The sequence below is a fragment of the Streptococcus mitis genome (assembly GCF_001281025.1).
Classification (GTDB): Bacteria; Bacillota; Bacilli; order Lactobacillales; family Streptococcaceae; genus Streptococcus; species Streptococcus mitis_AK.
The window spans coordinates 1,590,996-1,613,509 of the sequence record NZ_CP012646.1 but is presented as its reverse complement, the minus strand read 5'-3'; the positions used below and the strand labels follow the sequence as shown (position 1 = coordinate 1,613,509).

Annotated in this window: 20 protein-coding genes and 1 other annotated feature; of the genes, 19 read left to right on the top strand and 1 reads right to left on the bottom strand. The window is 39.7% G+C overall.

Annotated elements, in window-relative coordinates:
- Window positions 1–33 precede the first annotated feature (33 nt).
- The 16 genes from RN80_RS07915 (at window position 34) to RN80_RS07840 (ending at window position 18,030) form a co-directional block, all read left to right on the top strand.
- Window positions 34–879 (top strand): LicD family protein, encoded by an 846-nt coding sequence (locus tag RN80_RS07915; RefSeq protein WP_080983305.1) that lies wholly within the window; start codon window positions 34–36, stop codon window positions 877–879.
- Window positions 869–1,972: a glycosyltransferase gene (locus tag RN80_RS07910; RefSeq protein ID WP_080998530.1), complete on the top strand. Its 1,104-nt coding sequence runs from the start codon at window positions 869–871 to the stop codon at window positions 1,970–1,972. Before RN80_RS07915 ends, RN80_RS07910 begins: the two co-directional genes overlap by 11 nt.
- A gap of 1 nt (window position 1,973) precedes the next feature.
- Window positions 1,974–2,960, top strand: coding sequence for a glycosyltransferase family 2 protein (locus tag RN80_RS07905; protein WP_060628567.1), 987 nt, complete (start codon window positions 1,974–1,976; stop codon window positions 2,958–2,960).
- A gap of 15 nt (window positions 2,961–2,975) precedes the next feature.
- On the top strand, window positions 2,976–4,445 hold the full coding sequence (locus tag RN80_RS07900) for an O-antigen polysaccharide polymerase Wzy family protein (protein ID WP_060628566.1): 1,470 nt from the start codon (window positions 2,976–2,978) through the stop codon (window positions 4,443–4,445).
- On the top strand, window positions 4,438–5,472 hold the full coding sequence (gene tarQ, locus RN80_RS07895; RefSeq protein ID WP_060628565.1) for a teichoic acid biosynthesis protein TarQ: 1,035 nt from the start codon (window positions 4,438–4,440) through the stop codon (window positions 5,470–5,472). The genes RN80_RS07900 and tarQ overlap by 8 nt, the downstream gene beginning before the upstream one ends.
- 314 nt (window positions 5,473–5,786) lie before the next feature.
- Window positions 5,787–6,524 carry an adaptor protein MecA gene (gene mecA / locus RN80_RS07890; RefSeq protein ID WP_060628564.1) on the top strand — a complete coding sequence of 246 codons (738 nt, stop codon included), beginning with the start codon at window positions 5,787–5,789 and terminating at the stop codon, window positions 6,522–6,524.
- Between the two features lie 151 nt (window positions 6,525–6,675).
- A complete protein-coding gene (locus RN80_RS07885) occupies window positions 6,676–7,962 on the top strand; it encodes a homoserine dehydrogenase (protein WP_060628563.1) in 1,287 nt (428 codons plus the stop codon).
- A 1-nt stretch (window position 7,963) separates the two neighbouring features.
- The gene (gene thrB / locus RN80_RS07880; protein ID WP_060628562.1) at window positions 7,964–8,833 is read left to right on the top strand and encodes a homoserine kinase; all 870 of its coding nucleotides are present in this window, start codon (window positions 7,964–7,966) and stop codon (window positions 8,831–8,833) included.
- Between the two features lie 213 nt (window positions 8,834–9,046).
- A complete protein-coding gene (msrB, locus tag RN80_RS07875) occupies window positions 9,047–9,985 on the top strand; it encodes a peptide-methionine (R)-S-oxide reductase MsrB (RefSeq protein WP_060628561.1) in 939 nt (312 codons plus the stop codon).
- Between the two features lie 60 nt (window positions 9,986–10,045).
- A complete protein-coding gene (locus RN80_RS07870; protein WP_060628560.1) occupies window positions 10,046–11,770 on the top strand; it encodes an ABC transporter ATP-binding protein in 1,725 nt (574 codons plus the stop codon).
- 1 nt (window position 11,771) lies between these two features.
- Window positions 11,772–13,520, top strand: coding sequence for an ABC transporter ATP-binding protein (locus tag RN80_RS07865; protein WP_060628559.1), 1,749 nt, complete (start codon window positions 11,772–11,774; stop codon window positions 13,518–13,520).
- A 114-nt stretch (window positions 13,521–13,634) separates the two neighbouring features.
- Complete coding sequence (locus RN80_RS07860; protein WP_060628558.1) at window positions 13,635–14,894, top strand: TRZ/ATZ family protein; 1,260 nt, start codon at window positions 13,635–13,637, stop codon at window positions 14,892–14,894.
- A gap of 74 nt (window positions 14,895–14,968) precedes the next feature.
- Window positions 14,969–15,104, top strand: a sequence feature (ribosomal protein L10 leader region).
- Between the two features lie 38 nt (window positions 15,105–15,142).
- Window positions 15,143–15,643 (top strand): 50S ribosomal protein L10, encoded by a 501-nt coding sequence (rplJ, locus tag RN80_RS07855; RefSeq protein ID WP_001287277.1) that lies wholly within the window; start codon window positions 15,143–15,145, stop codon window positions 15,641–15,643.
- A gap of 72 nt (window positions 15,644–15,715) precedes the next feature.
- Window positions 15,716–16,084, top strand: a complete 369-nt coding sequence (gene rplL, locus RN80_RS07850) for a 50S ribosomal protein L7/L12 (RefSeq protein ID WP_001196965.1) — start codon at window positions 15,716–15,718, stop codon at window positions 16,082–16,084.
- Window positions 16,085–16,364: 280 nt separating this feature from the next.
- A complete protein-coding gene (locus tag RN80_RS07845; protein WP_060628557.1) occupies window positions 16,365–17,369 on the top strand; it encodes an NADP-dependent oxidoreductase in 1,005 nt (334 codons plus the stop codon).
- A gap of 16 nt (window positions 17,370–17,385) precedes the next feature.
- Window positions 17,386–18,030, top strand: a complete 645-nt coding sequence (locus RN80_RS07840; protein ID WP_060628556.1) for a TetR/AcrR family transcriptional regulator — start codon at window positions 17,386–17,388, stop codon at window positions 18,028–18,030.
- A 94-nt stretch (window positions 18,031–18,124) separates the two neighbouring features.
- Here the strand turns inward: RN80_RS07840 and gdhA are convergent, their stop codons facing one another.
- The gene (gdhA, locus tag RN80_RS07835) at window positions 18,125–19,471 is read right to left on the bottom strand and encodes an NADP-specific glutamate dehydrogenase (RefSeq protein ID WP_060628555.1); all 1,347 of its coding nucleotides are present in this window, start codon (window positions 19,469–19,471) and stop codon (window positions 18,125–18,127) included.
- Window positions 19,472–19,699: 228 nt separating this feature from the next.
- Here gdhA and RN80_RS07830 point away from each other — a divergent pair, with 228 nt between their 5' ends.
- The 3 genes from RN80_RS07830 (at window position 19,700) to sodA (ending at window position 22,483) form a co-directional block, all read left to right on the top strand.
- A complete protein-coding gene (locus RN80_RS07830) occupies window positions 19,700–20,635 on the top strand; it encodes a dihydroorotate oxidase (protein ID WP_049534520.1) in 936 nt (311 codons plus the stop codon).
- 32 nt (window positions 20,636–20,667) lie between these two features.
- Window positions 20,668–21,705, top strand: coding sequence for a DNA polymerase III subunit delta (holA, locus tag RN80_RS07825; protein ID WP_060628554.1), 1,038 nt, complete (start codon window positions 20,668–20,670; stop codon window positions 21,703–21,705).
- Window positions 21,706–21,877: 172 nt separating this feature from the next.
- Window positions 21,878–22,483: a superoxide dismutase SodA gene (gene sodA, locus RN80_RS07820; protein WP_000974746.1), complete on the top strand. Its 606-nt coding sequence runs from the start codon at window positions 21,878–21,880 to the stop codon at window positions 22,481–22,483.
- The last annotated feature ends 31 nt before the right edge of the window (window positions 22,484–22,514 follow it).

Below are 22,514 nucleotides of genomic sequence, written 5' to 3'. Positions count from 1 at the left end.
GTGGTATAATGAAACGATACGATAGAAAGAATAATGAACAATATGACTGATTTAAAAGCAATTCAGGCTCGTAGTCTGGAGATGGCTGAATATTTTGTTGCTTTTTGCAAGGAACATGATTTACTTTGTTATCTCTGTGGAGGAGGTGCTATTGGTGCCCTTCGAAACAAGGGTTTTATTCCTTGGGATGACGACCTAGACTTTTTTATGCCTCGTAAGGATTATGAGAAATTAGCAGAAATATGGCCTCGTTATGCAGATGAGCGTTATTTCTTGTCAAAGAGTAACAAGGATTTTGTCGATCGTAATCTTTTTATTACCATTCGTGACAAGGAAACCACCTGTATCAAACCTTACCAGCAGGATTTGAATTTACCACATGGTTTGGCCTTGGATGTGTTGCCTTTGGATTATTATCCGAAAAATTCAGCTGAGCGAAAGAAGCAGATTCGCTGGGCACTGATTTATTCACTCTTTTGTGCCCAAACTATTCCAGAAAAACATGGCGCACTTATGAAATGGGGAAGTTGCATTTTACTCGGTTTGACTCCAAAATCTCTTCGTTATCGCATTTGGAAAAAAGCTGAAAAAGAAATGACCAAGTACAGTCTAGATGAGAGCGATGGAATCACGGAATTATGCTCGGGTCCTGGTTACATGAGAAACAAGTACCTAATCGAATCTTTTGAAGATAATCTTTTCTTGCCATTTGAAGAGACAGAGATGCCCGTTCCAGTCGGCTATGATGCTTATCTCAGCACTGCTTTTGGGGATTATATGACGCCGCCACCAGTAGATAAGCAGCTACCACATCATGATGCTGTCATCGCTGATATGGATAAGTCTTATACAGAATACAAGGGAGAATATGGTGGCTAAGAAAAAAATATTATTTTTTATGTGGTCTTTTTCTCTCGGGGGTGGAGCAGAGAAGATTCTATCTACCATTGTTTCAAATCTAGATCCAGAAAAGTATGATATTGATATTCTTGAAATGGAGCACTTTGACAAGGGATACGAATCTGTTCCTAAACATGTATGCATTTTAAAATCTCTTCAGGATTACCGCCAAGCCAGATGGTTACGAGCTCTTTTGTGGAGAATGAGAATTTATTTTCCAAGACTGACCCGTCGCTTACTGGTGAAAGATGACTATGATGTTGAAGTTTCCTTTACCATTATGAATCCTCCACTTTTGTTCTCTAAAAGAAAAGAAGTCAAGAAAATCTCTTGGATTCATGGAAGTATTGAAGAATTTCTTAAGGATAGCTCCAAAAGAGAATCACATAGACGCCAGTTGGATGCTGCGGATACCATTGTAGGAATTTCAAAAAAGACCAGTCATTCTATCAAGGAAGTCTATCCAGACTATGCTTCGAAATTACAGACGGTCTACAATGGTTATGATTTTAAGACTATTCTAGAAAAATCTCAAGAGAAGATCGATATCGAGATTGCTCCTCAAAGTATCTGTACCATTGGACGGATTGAGGAAAATAAGGGTTCTGACCGTGTGGTGGAAGTGATACGATTATTACACCGAGAGGGAAAAAACTATCATCTCTATTTTATCGGGGCTGGGGATATGGAAGAGGAACTGAAAAAACGCGTCAAAGAATATGAGCTTGAAGACTATGTACATTTCCTTGGTTATCAAAAAAATCCTTATCAGTATTTGTCTCAGATGAAAGTTCTCTTGTCTATGTCTAAACAAGAAGGTTTTCCTGGAGTGTATGTGGAAGCCTTGAGTCTGGGAATTCCTTTTGTCTCTACGGATGTCGGAGGAGCTGAGGAATTATCTCAAGAAGGACGATTTGGACAAATCATTGAGAGCAATCAAGAGGCGGCTCAGGCAATTATTGACTACATGACCTCTGCCTCAAACTTCGATGTCAATGAGGCTAACCAATTCATTCAGCAATTTACAATTGCCAAACAAATCGAACAAGTAGAAAAACTATTAGAGGAGTAGCATGGAAACTGCATTAATCAGTGTCATTGTGCCAGTCTATAATGTGGCGCAGTACCTAGAAAAATCGATAGCTTCCATTCAGAAGCAGACCTATCAGAATCTGGAAATCATTCTTGTTGATGATGGAGCAACGGATGAAAGTGGTCGCTTGTGTGATTCAATCGCTGAACAAGATGATAGGGTGTCAGTGCTTCATAAAAAGAATGAAGGTTTGTCGCAAGCACGAAACGATGGAATGAAACAGGCTCACGGAGATTATCTGATTTTTATTGATTCAGATGATTATATCCATCCAGAAATGATTCAGAGCTTATATGAGCAATTAATTCAAGAAGATGCGGATGTCTCGAGCTGTGGTGTCATGAATGTCTATGCTAATGATGAAAGTCCACAGTCAGCCAATCAGGATGAGTATTTTGTCTGTGATTCTCAAACATTTCTAAAGGAATACCTTATAGGTGAAAAAATACCTGGAACGATTTGTAATAAGCTAATCAAGAGAGAGATTGCAACTGCCCTATCCTTTCCAAAGGGATTGATTTATGAAGATGCTTATTATCATTTTGATTTAATCAAGTTGGCTAAGAAGTACGTTGTTAATACCAAACCCTATTATTACTATTTCCATAGAGGGGATAGTATTACGACTAAACCCTATGCAGAGAAGGATTTAGCCTATATTGATATCTACCAAAAGTTTTACAATGAAGTTGTGAAAAACTATCCTGACTTGAAAGAGGTTGCTTTTTTCAGATTGGCCTATGCCCACTTCTTTATTCTGGATAAGATGTTACTAGATGATCAGTATAAACAATTTGAAGCCTATTCTCAGATTCATCGTTTTTTAAAAGGCCATGCCTTTACTATTGCTAGGAATCCAATTTTTCGTAAGGGTAGAAGAATTAGTGCTTTGGCTCTATTCATAAATATTTCCTTATACCGATTCTTATTACTAAAAAATATTGAAAAATCTAAAAAATTACATTAGAACGGGGGTGAGCAAGTGATTGATGGAAAACGATTATTATTTAGTTTGACCATAGTCAGTTATGCCTTGACGCTAGTAAGTGGAATTGTATATCTGTTTAATAATAACAATGTTAGCTTGCTTTCTACTTTATTGTTCTTACTGGTTAGTAGCTTAATTGCTTGTTGGAATGATATCAAGTATTACTTAATCCATTTTATTTTCTTTTTAACTATTTTTGTATTTCTGGTATCAAGGCCGACCATTGATTATTTTAGAGATGGCGCTTTGGATACCTATCATCCCATAGCCTATCGTTTTGCCTTTATAGTTGTCATGGTTTCGATATTGGGATTGACCACAGGGGGGCTCCTAGCTCGCTATTTTATAGCTAGAAAGAAAATACAAGTATCGAAGATAGAAAGTTCTCTAAAAGAGGTTTACATCAAGCGGTTGCGCTTTGTATCGCTAGGAGTTTTTCTTCTAACCTATCCTTTCTATTTCATTCGCTTATTTGAACGGCTCCTGTATCGCTTGCAGACTTCCTACTATGCCTACTATGCAAACTTTGAAAGTAAACTGCCTTATTTTACCTATATCTTATCAACATTTACGGTCTATGCAATGTGTATGTATTTGGCAACCAAGCCAAAGAAATGGCAGGCAACAGTAGTGCTTGTCTCCTTTATTGCAGCTAATACTATTCATTTAGCAATCGGGACACGCAATCCCTTTATTTTAAGTATTTTATTTGCTTTCGTTTATTACTTTATGCGGGAGCAAACAGAAAAGGGAAAATGGATTGGGTTTAAAGAGAAGTTAGCGATTTTTGTAGGTTCTCCTATTCTCATGTTAGCGATGGGAGTGCTCAATTATGTACGGGATAATGTCCAAGTTTCCCATACAGGTTTCTGGGATATCCTGCTTGACTTTATCTATAAACAAGGAACCAGTTTTGGTGTTTTGGCTCGAGGTTTTCTATTTAACAGTAGCCTCCCTTACCGAGATTTCCGTAATTTTACTTTTGGTCCTGTTCTTGATTATTTTGCAAGGGGGAGTTTGGGGGCCATTTTCGGAGGAAAAGCCTTTGAGCATACAACCAATAGTGTAGAGCTAGCTATCGATAGTAATAGTTATGCCCACAATCTATCCTATCTTGTTTTGAATAAGGAATATTTGAAAGGACATGGTATCGGAAGTAGTTATATTATGGAGTTGTATACAGACTATGGTATGATAGGAGTCTTTCTACTTAGTCTCTTACTCGGTATGCTATTTATAGCCATGTTGCAAGTAGCCTACCGCTCAAGAACAATTCTATTTGCCTTGTCCCTACTCATCTTGAATAATCTATTCTTTATGCCAAGAAGTAGCTTTTCAGAAAGTTTCTTCAATTTATTTACAATGCAATTCTGGGGAATTGTTCTTGTGATTCTATTCGTAGCGAAAATGCTTACAAAAGAGAACCAGTATCTACTAAACAAAGGAGAAAAAAATCATGTTTGAACATTATTCAGTAGCTGATTTGTTTGCAAATCTTTATAAAAAACGAAAAGCAAATATTCTAGCTCTCATCGCTTTATTTGCTCTCATTGCTGTACCATTTACAATTAAAGCAGTTAAGAATAAAAACACTGTCAAAGACACAACAAGTTATTCAACTTATCTTAGCTATAAAATTACTCCTCCAGAAGATTCAGCCAAAACGATTTTGAATCATCAAATTGGTGGTTATAGTGATTTCTACGGGAAATTGATTGATGGGAATTTGAATGGAGCTTATCTTTTCAATGATGTAGAGCCTAGTGAGTTGAAAAAAATTGCCAGTGAATTAGATACGACAGAGACAACCTTGAAAAATTCTACAAGTGACTATTGGTGGAAAAAATTGACCGTCTACTATATGATTGACGATGCAGGGGTTGGTGTGAAAATTTTGACACCAAGTAAAGATGCTAATGACTTGTTGGAGCGAAAAATTGATGGATTGATTGAGAAATTTAAACACACTTATGCAAATGTAAAAATTGAAAAATTGGAAACTATCAACTCTAAAGAATTGAATGCAAACGGTGAGACAGCGCTTGGCTTGAATGTGAAAAACTTGATTCTACGTTTAGCTGTTATTGGAGTAGTCTGTGTGATTTTGGTTGTGATGGGAAATGTATTGGTTTATCTCTTTAATCCAACAATCAATAGAGCAGGTGATTTTTCTCAATATCAAATTGATTTTGTAACAGAGATCACAACAATTGCCAACCTAGCAGATGTCTTGTCATACAAAAATGCTGGACAAGAATTGACTATTGTTAGCTCAAATAAAGCTATTCTAGATAAATTAAAACAAAATCAAGAGGCTTTGAAAGGAATGCATTTTGTAGATTTACAAGATGTACCATCTCTTTTAGAAAGAGATACCGTCCTTCTTGTTGAAGAATACGGAGTGACTCGTTATAAGAAATTTGAGCAAAGTCTTCAAATTCTTCGAAACTTAAATCGTTCTATCCTCGGTGTAGCAACCTTTAAACTATAAACTTTCTAATGTATTAGGTCTTCAAAGTTGGGCAAGAGCCGATTTTGAAGGCTTTTTCTATTTGTCTGCAGAAATTTTCTTTTATACTCAATGAAAATCAAAAAGCAAACTAGGAAGCTAGCCGTAGGCTGCTCAAAGCACCGCTTTGAGGTTGCAGATAAAGCTGACGTGGTTTGAAGAGATTTTCGAAGAGTATTAGAGTCTTCTACAGAAGTTACCCTAGGGAAAATCTATCTCGACAGAGGAGCCTTCTTTTGATAAAATCGTAAAAATCTAGTATAATAGATAGAACTGAAAGTATGAGGTTACTAGCAATGAAAATGAAACAAATTAGTGATACAACTTTAAAAATCACGATGTCTTTAGAGGATTTGATGGATCGAGGAATGGAGATTGCTGACTTTCTTGTTCCTCAAGAAAAAACAGAAGAGTTCTTTTATGCTATCTTGGATGAATTAGAGATGCCTGAGAGCTTTTTGGATACAGGTATGTTGAGCTTCCGTGTGACTCCAAAACCTGATAAGGTAGATGTCTTTGTAACCAAATCAAAGATTGACCAAAATCTAGATTTTGAAGATTTATCGAATTTGCCAGATATGGAAGAATTGGCTCAAATGTCGCCAGATGAGTTTATTAAAACCTTAGAAAAAAGCATCGCGGATAAAACCAAGGATGATATTGAAGCCATTCAATCTCTAGAGCAAGTTGAAGCCAAGGAAGAAGAGCAGGAGCAGGCTGAACAAGAAGCTGAAAGCAAGAAAGAGCCTTACATCTACTACATCCTTTCTTTTGCTAAGTTGGCTGACTTGGTGGCTTTTGCCAAGACAGTGACTTTTGAGATGGAAACTTCTGAACTCTACAAGATGAATGAGCGCTATTATTTGACTATTTTAGTGGATATTGAAAATCATCCAAGTCCATATCCAGCTTGGCTTTTGGCGCGTATGCGCGAGTTTGCGGACGATAGTGACATCAGTCGCTCTGTTTTGCAAGAGTATGGCCAAGTCTTGATGAATCACGATGCAGTGCTTAATCTGCAAAAGATTGTATAATCATTTCTGGAAACCTATTTCTAGATTTTAAGAAGAGCGAATCATCAGATTCGTTTTTTCTTTTCTAGACTGAAATAGTGATTTACTATAATAGGAATTTTCACAAAATTCTGTTATAATGGCTATATTAGAAAATTTCGAGGAGACAAACATGACAGTTAAAATTGCTTTACTAGGATTTGGTACCGTTGCAAGTGGTGTGCCTTTCCTCCTAAAGGAAAATGGAGAAAAAATTAATCAATCAGCACATTCAGAGATTGAAGTTGCTAAGGTGTTGGTCAAGGATGAAGATGAGAAAAATCGCTTGCTTGCAGCAGGGAATAACTTTAACTTTGTAACCAATGTGGATGACATTTTGTCAGATCAAGACATTACGATCGTAGTGGAATTGATGGGGCGTATCGAACCTGCTAAAACCTTTATCACTCGTGCCTTGGAAGCTGGAAAACACGTTGTTACTGCTAACAAGGACCTTTTGGCTGTCCATGGTGCAGAATTGTTAGAAATCGCTAAAGCTAACAAGGTAGCACTTTACTATGAAGCAGCAGTAGCTGGTGGGATTCCAATTCTTCGTACTTTGGCAAATTCCTTGGCTTCTGACAAAATCACTCGTGTCCTTGGCGTGGTCAACGGAACTTCCAACTTCATGATGACCAAGATGGTCGAAGAAGGCTGGTCTTACGATGATGCTCTTGCCGAAGCGCAACGTCTAGGATTTGCAGAAAGTGACCCAACAAATGACGTAGATGGGATTGATGCAGCCTACAAGATGGTGATTTTGAGCCAATTTGCCTTTGGTATGAAGGTTGCATTTGACGATGTAGTCCACAAGGGAATCCGCAACATCACACCAGAAGACGTAGCTGTAGCTCAAGAACTTGGCTATGTAGTGAAATTGGTTGGTTCAATCGAGGAAACTCCTTCAGGAATTGCTGCAGAAGTAACTCCAACCTTCCTACCTAAAGCACACCCACTTGCTAGTGTGAATGGGGTAATGAACGCTGTCTTTGTAGAATCTATCGGTATTGGTGAGTCTATGTACTACGGACCAGGAGCTGGTCAAAAACCAACTGCAACAAGTGTTGTAGCAGATATTGTCCGTATTGTTCGTCGCTTGAATGATGGAACAATTGGTAAAGACTTCAATGAATATAGTCGTGAATTGGTCTTGGCCAATCCTGAAGATGTCAAAGCAAATTACTACTTCTCAATCTTGGCTCCAGACTCAAAAGGTCAGGTCTTGAAATTGGCTGAAATCTTTAATGCCCAAGATATTTCCTTCAAGAAAATTCTCCAAGATGGAAAAGAGGGTGACAAGGCGCGTGTTGTTATCATCACACACAAGATTAATAAAGCCCAGCTTGAAAATGTCTCAGCTGAATTGAAGAAGGTTTCAGAATTCGACCTCTTGAATACCTTCAAGGTGCTAGGAGAATAAGATGAAGATTATTGTACCCGCAACCAGTGCCAATATCGGGCCAGGTTTTGACTCGGTCGGTGTAGCTGTAACCAAGTATCTTCAAATAGAGGTCTGTGAAGAACGAGATGAGTGGCTGATTGAACACCAGATTGGTAAATGGATTCCTCATGACGAGCGTAATCTCTTGCTCAAAATTGCTTTGCAAATTGTACCAGACTTGCAACCAAGACGCTTGAAAATGACCAGTGATGTTCCCTTGGCGCGTGGGTTGGGTTCTTCTAGCTCGGTTATTGTTGCTGGGATTGAACTAGCCAACCAACTGGGGAATCTCAACTTGTCTGATCATGAAAAATTGCAGTTGGCGACTAAGATTGAAGGACATCCTGACAATGTGGCTCCAGCCATTTATGGTAATCTCGTTATTGCAAGCTCTGTTGATGGACAAGTTTCTGCTATCGTAGCAGACTTCCCAGAGTGTGATTTCCTAGCCTACATTCCAAACTATGAATTGCGTACTCGAGACAGCCGTGGTGTCTTGCCTAAGAAATTGTCCTATAAGGAAGCTGTTGCAGCTAGTTCTATCGCCAATGTGGCGGTTGCGGCCTTGTTGGCAGGAGATATGGTGATAGCTGGACAAGCAATCGAAGGAGACCTCTTCCACGAGCGCTATCGTCAGGACTTGGTGAGAGAATTTGCGACGATTAAGCAAGTAGCCAAAGAAAATGGTGCCTATGCAACCTACCTCTCTGGTGCTGGGCCGACAGTTATGATTTTGGCTTCTCATGACAAGATGCCAACGATTAAGACAGAATTGGAAAAGCAACCTTTCAAAGGAAAACTTCATGACTTGAAAGTTGATATCCAAGGTGTCCGTGTCGAAGCAAAATAAAGAATAGATGATAGGATGGGGAAACTCTTGACCAGAGGGCTTCCTATCCTTTTTTTGAAAAGAAGTTTATACTCAATGAAAATCAAAGAACAAACTAGGAAGCTAGCCGCAGGCTGCTCAAAATACTGTTTTGAGGTTGCATATGGAAGCTGACGTGGTTTGAAGAGATTTTCGAAGAGTATTAGTTAAAAACTTGATAAAGGAGAAATAAAGATGGCAGAAATTTATCTAGCAGGTGGTTGTTTTTGGGGCCTAGAGGAATATTTTTCACGCATTTCTGGAGTGCTAGCAACCAGTGTTGGCTACGCTAATGGACAAGTCGAAACGACAAATTATCAGCTACTTAAGGAAACAGACCATGCTGAAACGGTTCAAGTGATTTACGATGAGAAGGCAGTGTCACTCAGAGAGATTTTACTTTATTATTTCCGTGTCATCGACCCTTTATCCATCAATCAACAAGGGAATGACCGTGGTCGCCAATATCGAACTGGGATCTATTATCAGGATGAAGCAGACTTGCCAGTTATCTACACAGTGGTGCGGGAGCAGGAGCGCATGCTTGGGAGAAAGATTGCAGTAGAGGTGGAGAAACTACGTCATTACATTCTAGCTGAAGATTACCACCAAGACTATCTTAAGAAGAATCCTTCAGGTTACTGTCATATCGATGTGACCGATGCTGAGAAGCCGTTGATTGATGCCTCTAACTATGAAAAGCCTAGTCAAGAAGTGTTAAAGGAAAGCTTAACTGAAGAGTCCTACCGTGTCACCCAAGAAGCTGCTACAGAGGCTCCATTTACCAATGCATATGACCGAACCTTTGAAGAGGGAATTTATGTAGACATCACGACAGGTGAGCCACTCTTTTTTGCCAAGGATAAGTTTGCCTCAGGTTGTGGTTGGCCAAGTTTTAGCCGTCCGATTTCCAAGGAATTGATTCATTATTACAAGGACCTCAGCCATGGAATGGAGCGAATTGAGGTTCGTTCTCGGTCGGGGAATGCTCACTTGGGTCATGTTTTCACAGATGGACCGCGTGAGTTTGGTGGCCTCCGTTACTGTATCAATTCTGCTTCCTTGCGCTTTGTGGCCAAGGATGAGATGGAAGAAGCAGGCTATGGCTATCTACTACCTTACTTAAACAAATAAATCAGAGATGGTGGGTGCTTCCCACTTTCTTCATTTCTAGAAAACGAATAGAAGGGATTTATGAAACACTTACTATCTTACTTTAAACCCTACATCAGAGAATCGATTTTAGCACCCTTGTTCAAGCTACTTGAAGCTGTGTTTGAGCTCTTGGTTCCCATGGTGATTGCTGGGATTGTTGACCAATCCTTGCCCCAAAGAAATCAAGGTCATCTCTGGATGCAGATTGGGTTGCTCCTTATCTTTGCAGTGATTGGTGTGGTAGTAGCCTTAATAGCCCAGTTCTACTCAGCTAAGGCTGCGGTTGGATTTGCCAAAGAATTGACAGGTGACCTCTATCGCCATATTCTTTCCTTGCCCAAGGACAGCAGAGATCGTTTGACCACTTCTAGCTTGGTCACTCGCTTGACTTCGGACACTTACCAGATTCAGACTGGTATCAATCAATTCCTGCGTCTCTTTTTGCGAGCGCCTATTATCGTTTTTGGTGCCATTTTTATGGCTTATCGCATCTCAGCTGAGCTGACTTTCTGGTTCTTGGTCATGGTTGTCATTTTGACCATTGTTATTGTAGGGCTCTCTAGACTGATTAATCCTCTCTACAGTGTTCTCAGAAAGAAAACGGACCAACTGGTTCAAGAAACGCGCCAGCAATTACAAGGTATGCGGGTTATTCGTGCTTTTGGACAAGAAAAACGAGAGTTACAGATTTTTCAAACCCTTAACAAAGTCTATGCAAGTTTACAAGAAAAGACAGGTTTCTGGTCTAGTTTATTACCCCCTTTGACCTATCTGATTGTCAATGGAACCCTCCTTATTATTATCTGGAAGGGATATGTTTCTATTCAAGGAGGATTGCTCAGTCAAGGTACTCTCATTGCCCTTATCAACTATCTCCTACAGATTTTGGTGGAATTGGTCAAGCTAGCTATGCTGATAAATTCTCTCAATCAGTCCTATATCTCTGCCAAGCGAATCGAGGAAGTTTTTGCTGAGGCTCCAGAAGATATTTATTTAGAATTAGAGAAAAAGCAAGTTACCAGCAATCAGATTTTACAAGTCCAAGAATTGACCTTTACCTATCCTGATGCGGCCCAGCCTTCTCTGAGAGACATTTCCTTTGATATGCAGCAAGGGCAAATCCTTGGTATCATCGGAGGGACGGGTTCTGGTAAATCAAGCTTGGTGCAAGTCTTACTTGGACTTTATCCAGCAGACAAGGGGAGCATTGACCTTTATCGAGATGGATGTAGTCCTCTTAATTTGAAGCAGTGGCGGTCTTGGATTGCCTATGTGCCCCAAAAAGTCGAACTCTTTAAAGGAACCATTCGTTCCAACTTGACTCTAGGTTTACATCAAGAAGTAACTGACCAAGAGCTTTGGCAGGCCTTGGAAATTGCACAAGCCAAGGATTTTGTCAGTGATAAGGAAGGACTCTTGGATGCTCTAGTTGAGGCAGGAGGGCGAAATTTCTCGGGCGGTCAAAAACAAAGGCTGTCTATCGCACGAGCAGTCTTGCGGCAGGGTCCGTTTCTCATCCTAGATGATGCGACTTCGGCTCTTGACACCATTACCGAGTCCAAGCTCTTGAAAGCTATCCGAGAAAATTTGCCAAATACGAGCTTAATTTTGATTTCTCAACGGACTTCGACGCTTCAGATGGCAGACCAGATTCTCCTCTTGGAAAAAGGTGAGCTCCTAGCTATCGGCAAGCACGATGACTTGATGAAGACCAGTCAAGTCTATCGTGAAATCAATGCATCCCAACATGGTAAGGAGGACTAGTATGAGACGACAAACTGCAAACCAGACGAGCAAACGTTTGGCAAAAGATTTAGCAAGTCATACCTTCCTTCTTTTTCTAGCCTTTCTAGGAACCATTGCCCAGGTTGCCTTATCAATCTACCTACCTATATTGATTGGGCAGGTCATTGACCAAGTCCTAGTGGTTGATTCTTCACCAGTTTTTTGGCATATTTTCATTCAAATGATCTTGGTGGTTATAGGAAATACCCTTGTGCAGTGGGTCAATCCTCTCCTCTATAATCGCCTAATCTTTTCTTATACTAAAGATTTGCGAGAGCGAATCATCCATAAGCTCCATCGTTTATCGATTGCTTTTGTCGATCGGCAAGGCAGTGGGGAGATGGTCAGTCGTGTAACCACGGACATAGAACAGTTGGCAGCTGGCTTGACCATGATTTTTAACCAATTTTTCATTGGCGTCTTGATGATTTTAGTTAGTATTCTTGCCATGCTTCAAATTCATCTCCTCATGACTCTCTTGGTCTTGCTGTTGACGCCACTGTCTATGGTAATTTCACGCTTTATTGCCAAGAGATCTTATCATCTCTTCCAAAAGCAAACAGAGACTAGGGGAATTCAGACTCAGTTGATTGAAGAATCGTTGAACCAGCAGACCATTATCCAGTCCTTTAATGCTCAAGAAGATTTTATCCAAAGACTGCACGAGGCGAATGCCAACTATGCAGGTTATTCACAGTCAGCTATCTTTTATTCTTCAACGGTCAATCCTTCGACTCGCTTTGTCAATGCGCTTATTTATGCCCTTCTAGCTGGAGTGGGAGCTTATCGTATCATGATAGGCTCTACCTTGACCATTGGACGCTTAGTGACTTTTTTGAACTATGTTCAACAGTACACCAAGCCTTTTAATGATATTTCTTCAGTGCTAGCTGAGTTGCAAAGTGCCTTGGCTTGTGCAGAACGTGTTTATGGAGTCTTAGATAGTCCTGAGGTGGCTGAAACAGGTAAGGAAGAGTTGACTAGTGACCAAGTTAAGGGAGCTATTTCCTTTAAACAGGTTTCTTTTGGCTACCATCCTGAAAAGATTTTGATTAAGGATTTATCTATTGATATTCCAGCTGGTAGCACGGTTGCTATTGTTGGTCCGACAGGTGCTGGAAAATCAACTCTTATCAATCTCCTCATGCGTTTTTACCCTATTAACTCAGGAGATATCTTGCTGGACGGTCGTTCCATTTACAACTATACCCGAGCGTCATTGAGACAGCAGTTTGGCATGGTGCTCCAAGAAACCTGGCTCAAGCAAGGAACTATTCATGATAATATTGCCTTTGGAAATCCTGATTCCAGTCGGGAGCAAGTGATTGCTGCTGCAAAAGCAGCCAATGCAGACTTTTTCATCCAACAGCTACCTCAAGGCTATGATACCAAGTTGGAAAATGCGGGAGAATCTCTCTCTGTCGGTCAAGCCCAACTCTTGACCATCGCCCGAGTCTTTCTAGCTATCCCTAAGATTCTTATCTTAGACGAGGCAACTTCCTCCATCGATACACGGACAGAAGTGCTAGTTCAGGATGCATTTGCTAAACTCATGAAGGGGCGTACAAGCTTTATCATTGCTCACCGTTTGTCAACTATTCAGGATGCAGATTTGATTCTTGTCTTGGTGGATGGCGATATTGTGGAGCATGGCAATCATCAGGACCTCATGGCTAGAAAAGGCAAGTATTACCAAATGCAGCAAGCTGCCGCTTTTAGCTCTGAATAAGCCTTTCTACTTTAAAATCTTATGAACGAAAAAAGTTGCCTTTGGGTGACTTTTTTGTTACAATAGCTAGAAAAATTATTCACTGTAAATTGTCTTATAGAAAAGGAGCCTAGAATGAAAGTCTTTCAGCATGTAAATATCGTGACTTGTGACAAAGATTTCCATGTTTATCTAGATGGAATCTTAGCCGTTAAGGATTCTCAAATCGTCTATGTTGGTCAAGAGCAGTCAGAGATTATAGAGCAAGCTGAGCAGATTATAGACTATCAGGGAGCCTGGATTATGCCTGGTTTGGTTAATTGCCACACCCATTCTGCTATGACCGGATTGAGAGGAATTCGAGATGATAGCAATCTCCATGAATGGCTCAATGACTATATCTGGCCTGCAGAAGCAGGATTTACTCCCGACATGACTACTAAGGCGGTCAAAGAAGCTCTGACAGAGATGCTCCAGTCAGGAACAACAACCTTTAATGATATGTATAATCCCAATGGTGTGGATATTGAGCGGATTTATCAGGCAGTGAAAGATTCCAAGATGCGTTGTTATTTCTCACCGACTCTTTTTTCTTCAGAGGCAGAGACAACTGCTGAGACTATAAGTAGAACTCGAGCAATCATTGAAGAAATTATTGGATATAAAAATCCAAATTTCAAGGTGATGGTGGCCCCACATTCTCCCTACAGCTGTAGTAGAGACTTGCTGGCAGAAAGCTTAGATCTGGCAAAAGAGTTGAATATTCCTATCCATATCCACGTGGCGGAGACCAAGGAGGAGTCAGGAATTATCCTGAAACGATACGGTAAACGTCCTCTTGATTTTCTCGAAGAACTGGGTTACTTAGATCATCCATCTGTCTTTGCTCACGGGGTCGAATTAAACGAGAGAGAAATTGAACGTTTGGCAACTTCTCAAGTGGCTATCGCTCACAATCCTATCAGTAACCTCAAACTGGCCTCAGGAATCGCTCCAATCATCCAACTCCAAAAAGCGGGAATGGCAGTAGGAATTGCGACAGATTCAGTTGCTTCCAACAACAACCTTGATATGTTTGAGGAAGGACGAACAGCAGCTCTCTTACAGAAAATGAAGAGTGGGGATGCCAGCCAATTCCCTATCGAAACAGCTCTCAAGGCTCTGACAATCGAAGGTGCTAAGGTCCTAGGAATGGAAAATCAGATAGGAAGTCTGGAAGTTTGCAAGCAAGCAGATTTTCTGGTCATCCAACCACAAGGGAAAATTCATCTCCAACCTCAGGAAAATATGCTGTCCCACCTCATTTATGCAGTCAAATCCAGTGACGTTGATGATGTTTATATCGCTGGAGAACAGGTTGTTAAGCAAGGCCAAGTCCTAACAGTAGAACTTTAAAAGAAAAATCACAAAAAATTTTAAAAAAGTTTGCAAAAATCTTGCATTCTTTTTTTAACTATGCTATACTTATATACGGTTTGAAAAAACTGCCTAAGACAGTAGGGGAGCTCGACTCATAAATATCCTACCGAGGACAAAACGTATCATGTAAAAAGAAGCGTATTGTACTTTCGTGTCTAGGTTTGGGCGCGTTTTTCTTTTGAAAAATTTCCCCAAGCAAAATAATAACGGAGGTGAACACACTAATGAGTGAAGCAATTATTGCTAAAAAAGCGGAACTAGTTGACGTAGTAGCTGAAAAAATGAAAGCTGCTGCATCTATCGTCGTTGTAGACGCTCGTGGTTTGACAGTTGAGCAAGATACAGTTCTTCGTCGTGAGCTTCGTGGAAGCGAAGTTGAGTATAAAGTGATTAAAAACTCAATCTTGCGTCGTGCAGCTGAAAAAGCTGGTCTTGAAGATCTTGCATCTGTATTTGTTGGACCATCTGCAGTAGCATTTTCTAACGAAGATGTTATCGCACCAGCGAAAATCTTGAACGACTTTTCTAAAAACGCTGAAGCACTTGAAATCAAAGGTGGTGCAATCGAAGGCGCTGTCGCATCTAAAGAAGAGATTCTTGCTCTTGCAACTCTTCCAAACCGCGAAGGACTTCTTTCTATGCTCCTTTCTGTACTTCAAGCGCCAGTGCGCAACGTTGCTCTTGCAGTCAAAGCGGTTGCAGACAACAAAGAAGACGCAGCTTAATCTTAAGCTACGCAGCGTAGCCTAGCTACGAAAATCTATTATAAATTTAAAACATATTTGGAGGAAATAACAATGGCATTGAACATTGAAAACATTATTGCTGAAATTAAAGAAGCTTCAATCCTTGAATTGAACGACCTTGTAAAAGCTATCGAAGAAGAATTTGGTGTAACTGCAGCTGCTCCTGTAGCTGTTGCTGCAGCTGGTGCTGCTGACGCTGGTGCTGCTAAAGATTCATTCGACGTTGAATTGACATCTGCAGGCGACAAAAAAGTTGGCGTTATCAAAGTTGTACGTGAAATCACAGGTCTTGGACTTAAAGAAGCTAAAGAACTTGTTGACGGTGCACCAGCACTTGTTAAAGAAGGCGTTGCAACTGCAGAAGCTGAAGAAATCAAAGCTAAATTGGAAGAAGCTGGAGCTTCAGTTACTCTTAAATAATAGAGCGACTATATTAGTAGCTTAAAAACATGATTAAACCGCTATTCTTAGGACTAGCGGTTTTTCTTTTTGTTCAAGAAGGGGCAAAAAGGGGGCTAGTATTCTTTAAAAGTGAGGAGAGTTAGATTGAAAGAATCATATTGGTAAATCGAAATGATGGATATTTGTATCATGTCATAAATCGTTATCAAACGATAATATTGATTTTCTTACAAATTAAGAGTATAATTTATGAAAATGAGTGTTCACTCAATTTTTGTGAAATTAAGGAGTAAAGAAAATGGTTGTTGAAGCAATAGAGTACAGTCGTTTCGGTAACGAAGAGGTCTTGGATTTGGTGAAGATCGACTCTACAGCCTTGGATGTAAATCAAGTGAGAGTAGAAGTTCATGCTGTTGGTTTAAATCCTATTGATTATAAAACTTTTGAAGGAGCGAAACCCCTTCGATTTTTATCTTTTATGACGAAATTAAGGAAACCAAGTCGTTGGTTTGAATCTAAATCATCTTTATTTCCAAAAGGTGTGGGGAGAGATTTTTCTGGTGTTATTACAGAAGTTGGTAATAAAGTAACTAGATTTTCAGTAGGGGATAAGGTGTTTGGAACAATGATTAGCGATCCTGGTTTGGGAACTAAGAGGGGAGCTTTAGCAACAGAAATTTGTGTCAATGAATCGGAAATTGCATTGAAACCAGAGATGATCGACATGACTCACGCAGCTACTATGGGAGTAGCTTCTCTAACAGTGGGAGGTGCTTTTAGAAAGATTGAGCTAAACTCTAAAGATGTTGTAGTTATTTCAGCTGCAGCAGGAGGTATTGGAAGTATCGCAGTACAGTATGCAGTTGCTAAGGGGGCGACAGTGATTGGAATAGCAAGTAAGAAAAATGCAGAGTATCTGAAGTCTTTAGGTGCCATACCAGTAAGTTACGAAGAGAACATCAAGAAGGCTCTTCTATCAGCTAGTCCAACGCCTATTACAAAGTTTTTGGATTGTTATGGATCTGATTATGTTAGATTGGCTTTTAGTTTAGGTTTAAAGGGAACAGCTATTGGGACATTAGTACCTTCACCCTATGTTATGATAAAAGGTGCTCAGTTTACTGGTCCGAGACATTCTACATACGATGATTTTAGCACTTTATATGAAATGGTCTCAGAAGGGAAGGTTCAGCTGAAAATTGATCAAGTGTATGACTTTTCTCTAAAGTCAGTTAGAGAAGCCTATCGTAGTCTGAAAATGGGACACAGTCGAGGCAAAAAAGTTGTAAAAGTAAGAGAGTAGAAGAGAGGTGCTAGCGATGGAAAGTTTAGAACAAAAGTATGCTCAGACGTTAGAAGCTAGCAACTTGAGCTTGAAACAACGTCGAGTATTATTATCAAGCTTAAAATTATTCTCAGAAATTGGATTTGAAAATACAACGTCCAGCCTTATTGCCGAACGCGCTGGAGTGTCAGAAGGAACGGTTTTTAGTTACTTTAAAACAAAGGAAGGTATTTTAGAAGCCATTTTATCTACTTTTCTAGAACAGGTTATTCCAGAAGTGATTGCGGATTTCTCAGAAAAGAAATTCACAGTAGATCAAGAAACTTTTCCCTTCTTTTTAAAAAGTATTGTTAGAGATAGGCTCTTTTTCATTCAGGAGAATCAAATGCATGTTAAAATTCTCTTGGGGCGTTCTTTTATTGATCAAAATCTTTCTATCCAGTTAGGAAATATTATTGTTCAATCTATAATAGAACCAATTAGCCCTGTTTTGAATCAATTTAAAGAAAAAGGACTTATTCTAAATTGGTCAAATGAAAGAATTGTTCGATACATTTTAGCATTGAGTTTTTCTTATCTTATTCCCATGATGTTGAATGATGAAGGAACTATAAACATAGATGAAGTAGTTGATGAAATTGTTGAATGTTTGTCATCTGCCTTAATGAAAGTAAAATAAATTCTGATGTTAAAACTCACTGTTAATGGTGAGTTTTTTTGAACCCAATATAAAAATCCCCAATCAGAGTGATTGAGGATTAAGCAAATGAGTCTTAAACAATACCTTGTGCAATCATAGCGTTTGCTACATTTTCAAAGGCAGCAATGTTAGCTCCTGCAAGGTAGTCTTTATCAAGACCGTATGTTTCTGAAGTTGTTTTAGCTGTGTTGAAGATGTTTGTCATGATGTCTTTGAGACGTCCATCAACTTCTTCACGAGTCCATGAAAGGCGAAGACTATTTTGGCTCATTTCAAGGGCTGAAACGGCTACACCACCAGCGTTGGCAGCTTTGGCAGGTCCGTAGAAGATACCATTTTCTTTGTAAACTTTGATGGCATCAAGGTCGCTTGGCATGTTGGCACCTTCAGATACACAGATAATGCCTTGAGCAACCAAACGTTTAGCTGCTTCACCGTTGATTTCGTTTTGAGTCGCACATGGAAGAGCGATGTCATAGTTTCCAGCGTAAGTCCATACAGAACCTTCATGATAAGTAGCGGTTGCTTTCTCAGCTGCATACTCAGTCAAACGAGCGCGACGTTTTTCTTTAACGTCAACCAAAAGATCGAAGTCGATACCATTTTCATCGATGACATAACCATTTGAATCAGATACAGAGATAACAGTTGCACCAAGTTCAGTCGCTTTTTGAAGAGCGTATTGAGCAACGTTACCAGAACCTGAAATAACAACTTTCTTACCAGCAAAGCTATTACCGTTAGCTTTGAGCATTTCTTCAGTGTAGTAAACCAAACCGTAACCAGTTGCTTCTGGACGAATCAAGCTACCACCAAATCCAAGAGGCTTACCAGTCAAGACACCAGCATCAAATTGGTTAAGGCGTTTGTATTGACCGTAAAGGTAACCAATCTCACGTCCACCAACACCGATATCACCAGCAGGTACATCAAGTGATGGGCCGATGTATTTTTGCAGTTCAGTCATGAAGCTTTGGCAGAAGCGCATCACTTCAGCATCTGTTTTACCTTTAGGATCGAAGTCTGATCCACCTTTACCTCCACCGATAGGGAGTCCAGTCAAGACGTTTTTAAAGATTTGTTCAAATCCGAGGAATTTCAAAATCCCTTGGTTTACAGTTGGGTGGAAACGAAGTCCGCCTTTGTATGGTCCAACAGCTGAGTTGAATTGAACACGGTAGCCACGGTTTACTTGAACTTTTCCATCACGGTCAACCCAAGGAACACGGAAAGAAATCACGCGCTCTGGTTCAGTAATACGTGCCAAGATATTTTCTTCTATATACTCAGGGTGTTTTTCAAATACAGGTTCTAAAGTGTTGAAAAATTCTTCGACAGCTTGGAGGAATTCAGCCTCGTGCCCGTTACGAGCTTTTACAGTTTCAAACACGCTTTGGATATATTCTTTAGCAGATGTCATATCGTTCTCCTTTTGTTGTTATATTTTATTACATGAGTCATTATAGCAGAAAATTTTTTAACTGTAAAGAGAAAAACAAAAATTTTCTAAAAATTCTATCAATTTAGTTTTGAGACTTTTTGAAAATAGATAAAAACGAACCTTTTTCTTGTAAATATCTTTCTCAAAGAGAAAATCTGAAAATGTGATATAATATTAGCAATAAAAGGAATCTGGAGGATTAGAATCATGGTATCAACGAAAACACAAATAGCTGGCTTTGAGTTTGACAATTGTTTGATGAATGCAGCAGGTGTGGCTTGTATGACGATAGAGGAGTTAGAAGGGGTTAAAAACTCAGCGGCAGGAACCTTTGTCACTAAGACAGCAACCTTGGACTTTCGTCAGGGAAATCCTGAGCCACGCTACCAAGATGTTCCACTTGGTTCTATCAACTCTATGGGCTTGCCAAATAATGGTTTAGACTATTATTTGGACTATCTTTTGGACTTGCAGGAAAAAGAGCCAAACCGAACTTTCTTTTTATCTCTAGTTGGCATGTCTCCAGAGGAAACCCATACTATCTTGAAAAAAGTCCAAGAGAGTGATTTTCGTGGTCTGACTGAGCTAAACCTCTCCTGTCCAAATGTTCCAGGAAAACCTCAGATTGCCTATGATTTTGAGACAACAGACCGGATTTTGGCAGAGGTATTTGCCTATTTTACCAAACCTTTAGGAATTAAATTGCCACCATATTTTGACATTGTTCACTTTGACCAAGCGGCAGCTATTTTCAATAAGTATCCTCTTAAGTTTGTCAACTGCGTCAACTCTATCGGAAACGGCCTTTATATAGAAGATGAGTCTGTCGTTATTCGTCCTAAAAATGGTTTCGGTGGCATTGGTGGTGAGTATATCAAACCAACTGCTCTAGCTAATGTTCATGCCTTTTATCAACGCTTAAATCCTCAAATCCAAATCATCGGAACCGGTGGCGTTTTGACTGGTCGTGATGCCTTTGAACATATCCTCTGTGGAGCGAGTATGGTGCAGGTGGGAACCACCCTTCACAAAGAGGGAGTTGGTGCTTTTGATCGTATTACCAATGAACTGAAAGCAATCATGGAGGAAAAAGGGTACGAGAGCCTAGAGGATTTCCGTGGGAAATTGCGCTATATCGATTAAATGAACTAAAAAGTTAGAAGAAAGGAGAGAAGATGCTAGCCATTGAAGAAAGCCAGAAGTTGACTTTATCAAATTTATCGAGCCTGAGCCTATTTACAGGGACAGATCAGGGTCAGTTTGAAGTTATGAAGAGTCAAGTATTGAAACAGATTGGTTATGATTCTGCCGACCTCAACTTTGCCTACTTTGATATGAAAGAAGTAGTTTACAAGGATGTGGAACTGGAGTTGGTCAGTCTTCCTTTCTTTGCGGATGAAAAAATCGTGATATTAGACCATTTTGTTGATATCACGACTGCTAAAAAACGCTTTTTGACAGATGATGAGCTCAAGTCATTTGAGGAATACTTTGACAATCCTTCACCAACAACCAAGTTGTTAATCTTTGCAGAAGGAAAGTTGGATAGCAAAAGACGGTTGGTTAAATTACTGAAGCGTGATGCCAAGGTCTTTGATGCAGTAGAAGCCAAAGAACAAGAATTGCGCCAGTATTTCCAAAAGTGGAGCCAGAAACAAGGTCTGCAGTTTACCAATCATTCTTTTGAAAATCTTCTTGTCAAATCGGGTTTTCAATTTAGTGAAATCCAGAAAAATCTCCTCTTTTTACAGTCCTATAAGGAAGACTCTGTTATAGAGGAAGAGGATATTGTCAATGCTATTCCCAAGACCTTGCAGGACAATATTTTTGATTTAACTCAGTTTATTCTGACTAAAAAGATGGACCAGGCGCGCGATTTGGTTAGAGACTTGACCTTGCAAGGTGAAGATGAAATCAAACTGATTGCAGTCATGCTAGGACAATTTCGGACTTTTACTCAGGTGAAAATTTTGTCAGAGTCTGGGCAAACAGAATCGCAGATTGGAAGTAGTTTAGGTAGTTTTCTCGGACGCAATCCAAATCCCTATCAGATTAAGTTTGCTCTGAGGGATTCACGAGGACTTTCCTTGAGCTTTTTGAAGCAAGCTATTTCTTATTTGATTGAGACAGACTATCAGATTAAGACAGGTCTTTATGAAAAGAGTTTCCTTTTTGAAAAGGCACTCCTACAGATTGCTAGTCAGGCCAATTGACATTTTTTGAAACTACAACTCGCGTCAGGATTATCTTGTCGTGGGTTTCTTGCTGATTTGCTTGTTTTATTAGAAAGTATTTCAGTGATTTCTTCATCTATAAGCAAAAAACTTGAAAAAAGTGAATGTTTGCGTTATCATTTTCATATAGAAAGAAAAAGAGGTATTACAGATGGCTATTATCTTACCAGAACTTCCATATGCATACGACGCTTTGGAACCATACATCGATGCGGAAACAATGCACTTGCACCATGACAAACACCATCAAACTTATGTCAACAATGCTAATGCAGCTCTTGAAAAACACCCTGAAATCGGTGAAGATCTTGAAGCCTTGCTTGCTGATGTAGAATCTATCCCAGCTGATATCCGTCAAGCGCTTATTAACAATGGTGGTGGACACTTGAACCACGCTCTTTTCTGGGAATTGATGACTCCTGAAAAAACAGCTCCTTCAGCAGAACTTGCAGCAGCAATCGATGCAACATTTGGTTCATTTGAAGAATTCCAAGCAGCCTTCACTGCAGCAGCAACAACTCGTTTTGGTTCTGGATGGGCATGGTTGGTTGTCAACAAAGAGGGTAAACTTGAAGTGACTTCAACAGCAAATCAAGACACACCAATCTCAGAAGGCAAAAAACCAATCTTGGGCTTGGACGTTTGGGAACATGCTTACTACGTAAAATACCGCAACGTGCGTCCTGACTACATCAAAGCTTTCTTCTCAGTGATCAACTGGAACAAAGTAGATGAATTGTACGCAGCTGCTAAATAATGATAGTTGGAGGGAAGAATTGTTCTTCTCT

Excerpts from the sequence above, each read along its gene's own strand:
- RN80_RS07915 (WP_080983305.1), top strand. The coding sequence starts at position 34 with ATGAACAATATGACTGATTTAAAAGCAATTCAGGCTCGTAGTCTGGAG.
- RN80_RS07910 (WP_080998530.1), top strand. The coding sequence starts at position 869 with ATGGTGGCTAAGAAAAAAATATTATTTTTTATGTGGTCTTTTTCTCTC.
- RN80_RS07905 (WP_060628567.1), top strand. The coding sequence starts at position 1,974 with ATGGAAACTGCATTAATCAGTGTCATTGTGCCAGTCTATAATGTGGCG.
- tarQ (WP_060628565.1), top strand. The coding sequence starts at position 4,438 with ATGTTTGAACATTATTCAGTAGCTGATTTGTTTGCAAATCTTTATAAA.
- mecA (WP_060628564.1), top strand. The coding sequence starts at position 5,787 with ATGAAAATGAAACAAATTAGTGATACAACTTTAAAAATCACGATGTCT.
- RN80_RS07885 (WP_060628563.1), top strand. The coding sequence starts at position 6,676 with ATGACAGTTAAAATTGCTTTACTAGGATTTGGTACCGTTGCAAGTGGT.
- thrB (WP_060628562.1), top strand. The coding sequence starts at position 7,964 with ATGAAGATTATTGTACCCGCAACCAGTGCCAATATCGGGCCAGGTTTT.
- msrB (WP_060628561.1), top strand. The coding sequence starts at position 9,047 with ATGGCAGAAATTTATCTAGCAGGTGGTTGTTTTTGGGGCCTAGAGGAA.
- RN80_RS07870 (WP_060628560.1), top strand. The coding sequence starts at position 10,046 with ATGAAACACTTACTATCTTACTTTAAACCCTACATCAGAGAATCGATT.
- RN80_RS07865 (WP_060628559.1), top strand. The coding sequence starts at position 11,772 with ATGAGACGACAAACTGCAAACCAGACGAGCAAACGTTTGGCAAAAGAT.
- RN80_RS07860 (WP_060628558.1), top strand. The coding sequence starts at position 13,635 with ATGAAAGTCTTTCAGCATGTAAATATCGTGACTTGTGACAAAGATTTC.
- rplJ (WP_001287277.1), top strand. The coding sequence starts at position 15,143 with ATGAGTGAAGCAATTATTGCTAAAAAAGCGGAACTAGTTGACGTAGTA.
- rplL (WP_001196965.1), top strand. The coding sequence starts at position 15,716 with ATGGCATTGAACATTGAAAACATTATTGCTGAAATTAAAGAAGCTTCA.
- RN80_RS07845 (WP_060628557.1), top strand. The coding sequence starts at position 16,365 with ATGGTTGTTGAAGCAATAGAGTACAGTCGTTTCGGTAACGAAGAGGTC.
- RN80_RS07840 (WP_060628556.1), top strand. The coding sequence starts at position 17,386 with ATGGAAAGTTTAGAACAAAAGTATGCTCAGACGTTAGAAGCTAGCAAC.
- gdhA (WP_060628555.1), bottom strand. The coding sequence starts at position 19,471 with ATGACATCTGCTAAAGAATATATCCAAAGCGTGTTTGAAACTGTAAAA.
- RN80_RS07830 (WP_049534520.1), top strand. The coding sequence starts at position 19,700 with ATGGTATCAACGAAAACACAAATAGCTGGCTTTGAGTTTGACAATTGT.
- holA (WP_060628554.1), top strand. The coding sequence starts at position 20,668 with ATGCTAGCCATTGAAGAAAGCCAGAAGTTGACTTTATCAAATTTATCG.
- sodA (WP_000974746.1), top strand. The coding sequence starts at position 21,878 with ATGGCTATTATCTTACCAGAACTTCCATATGCATACGACGCTTTGGAA.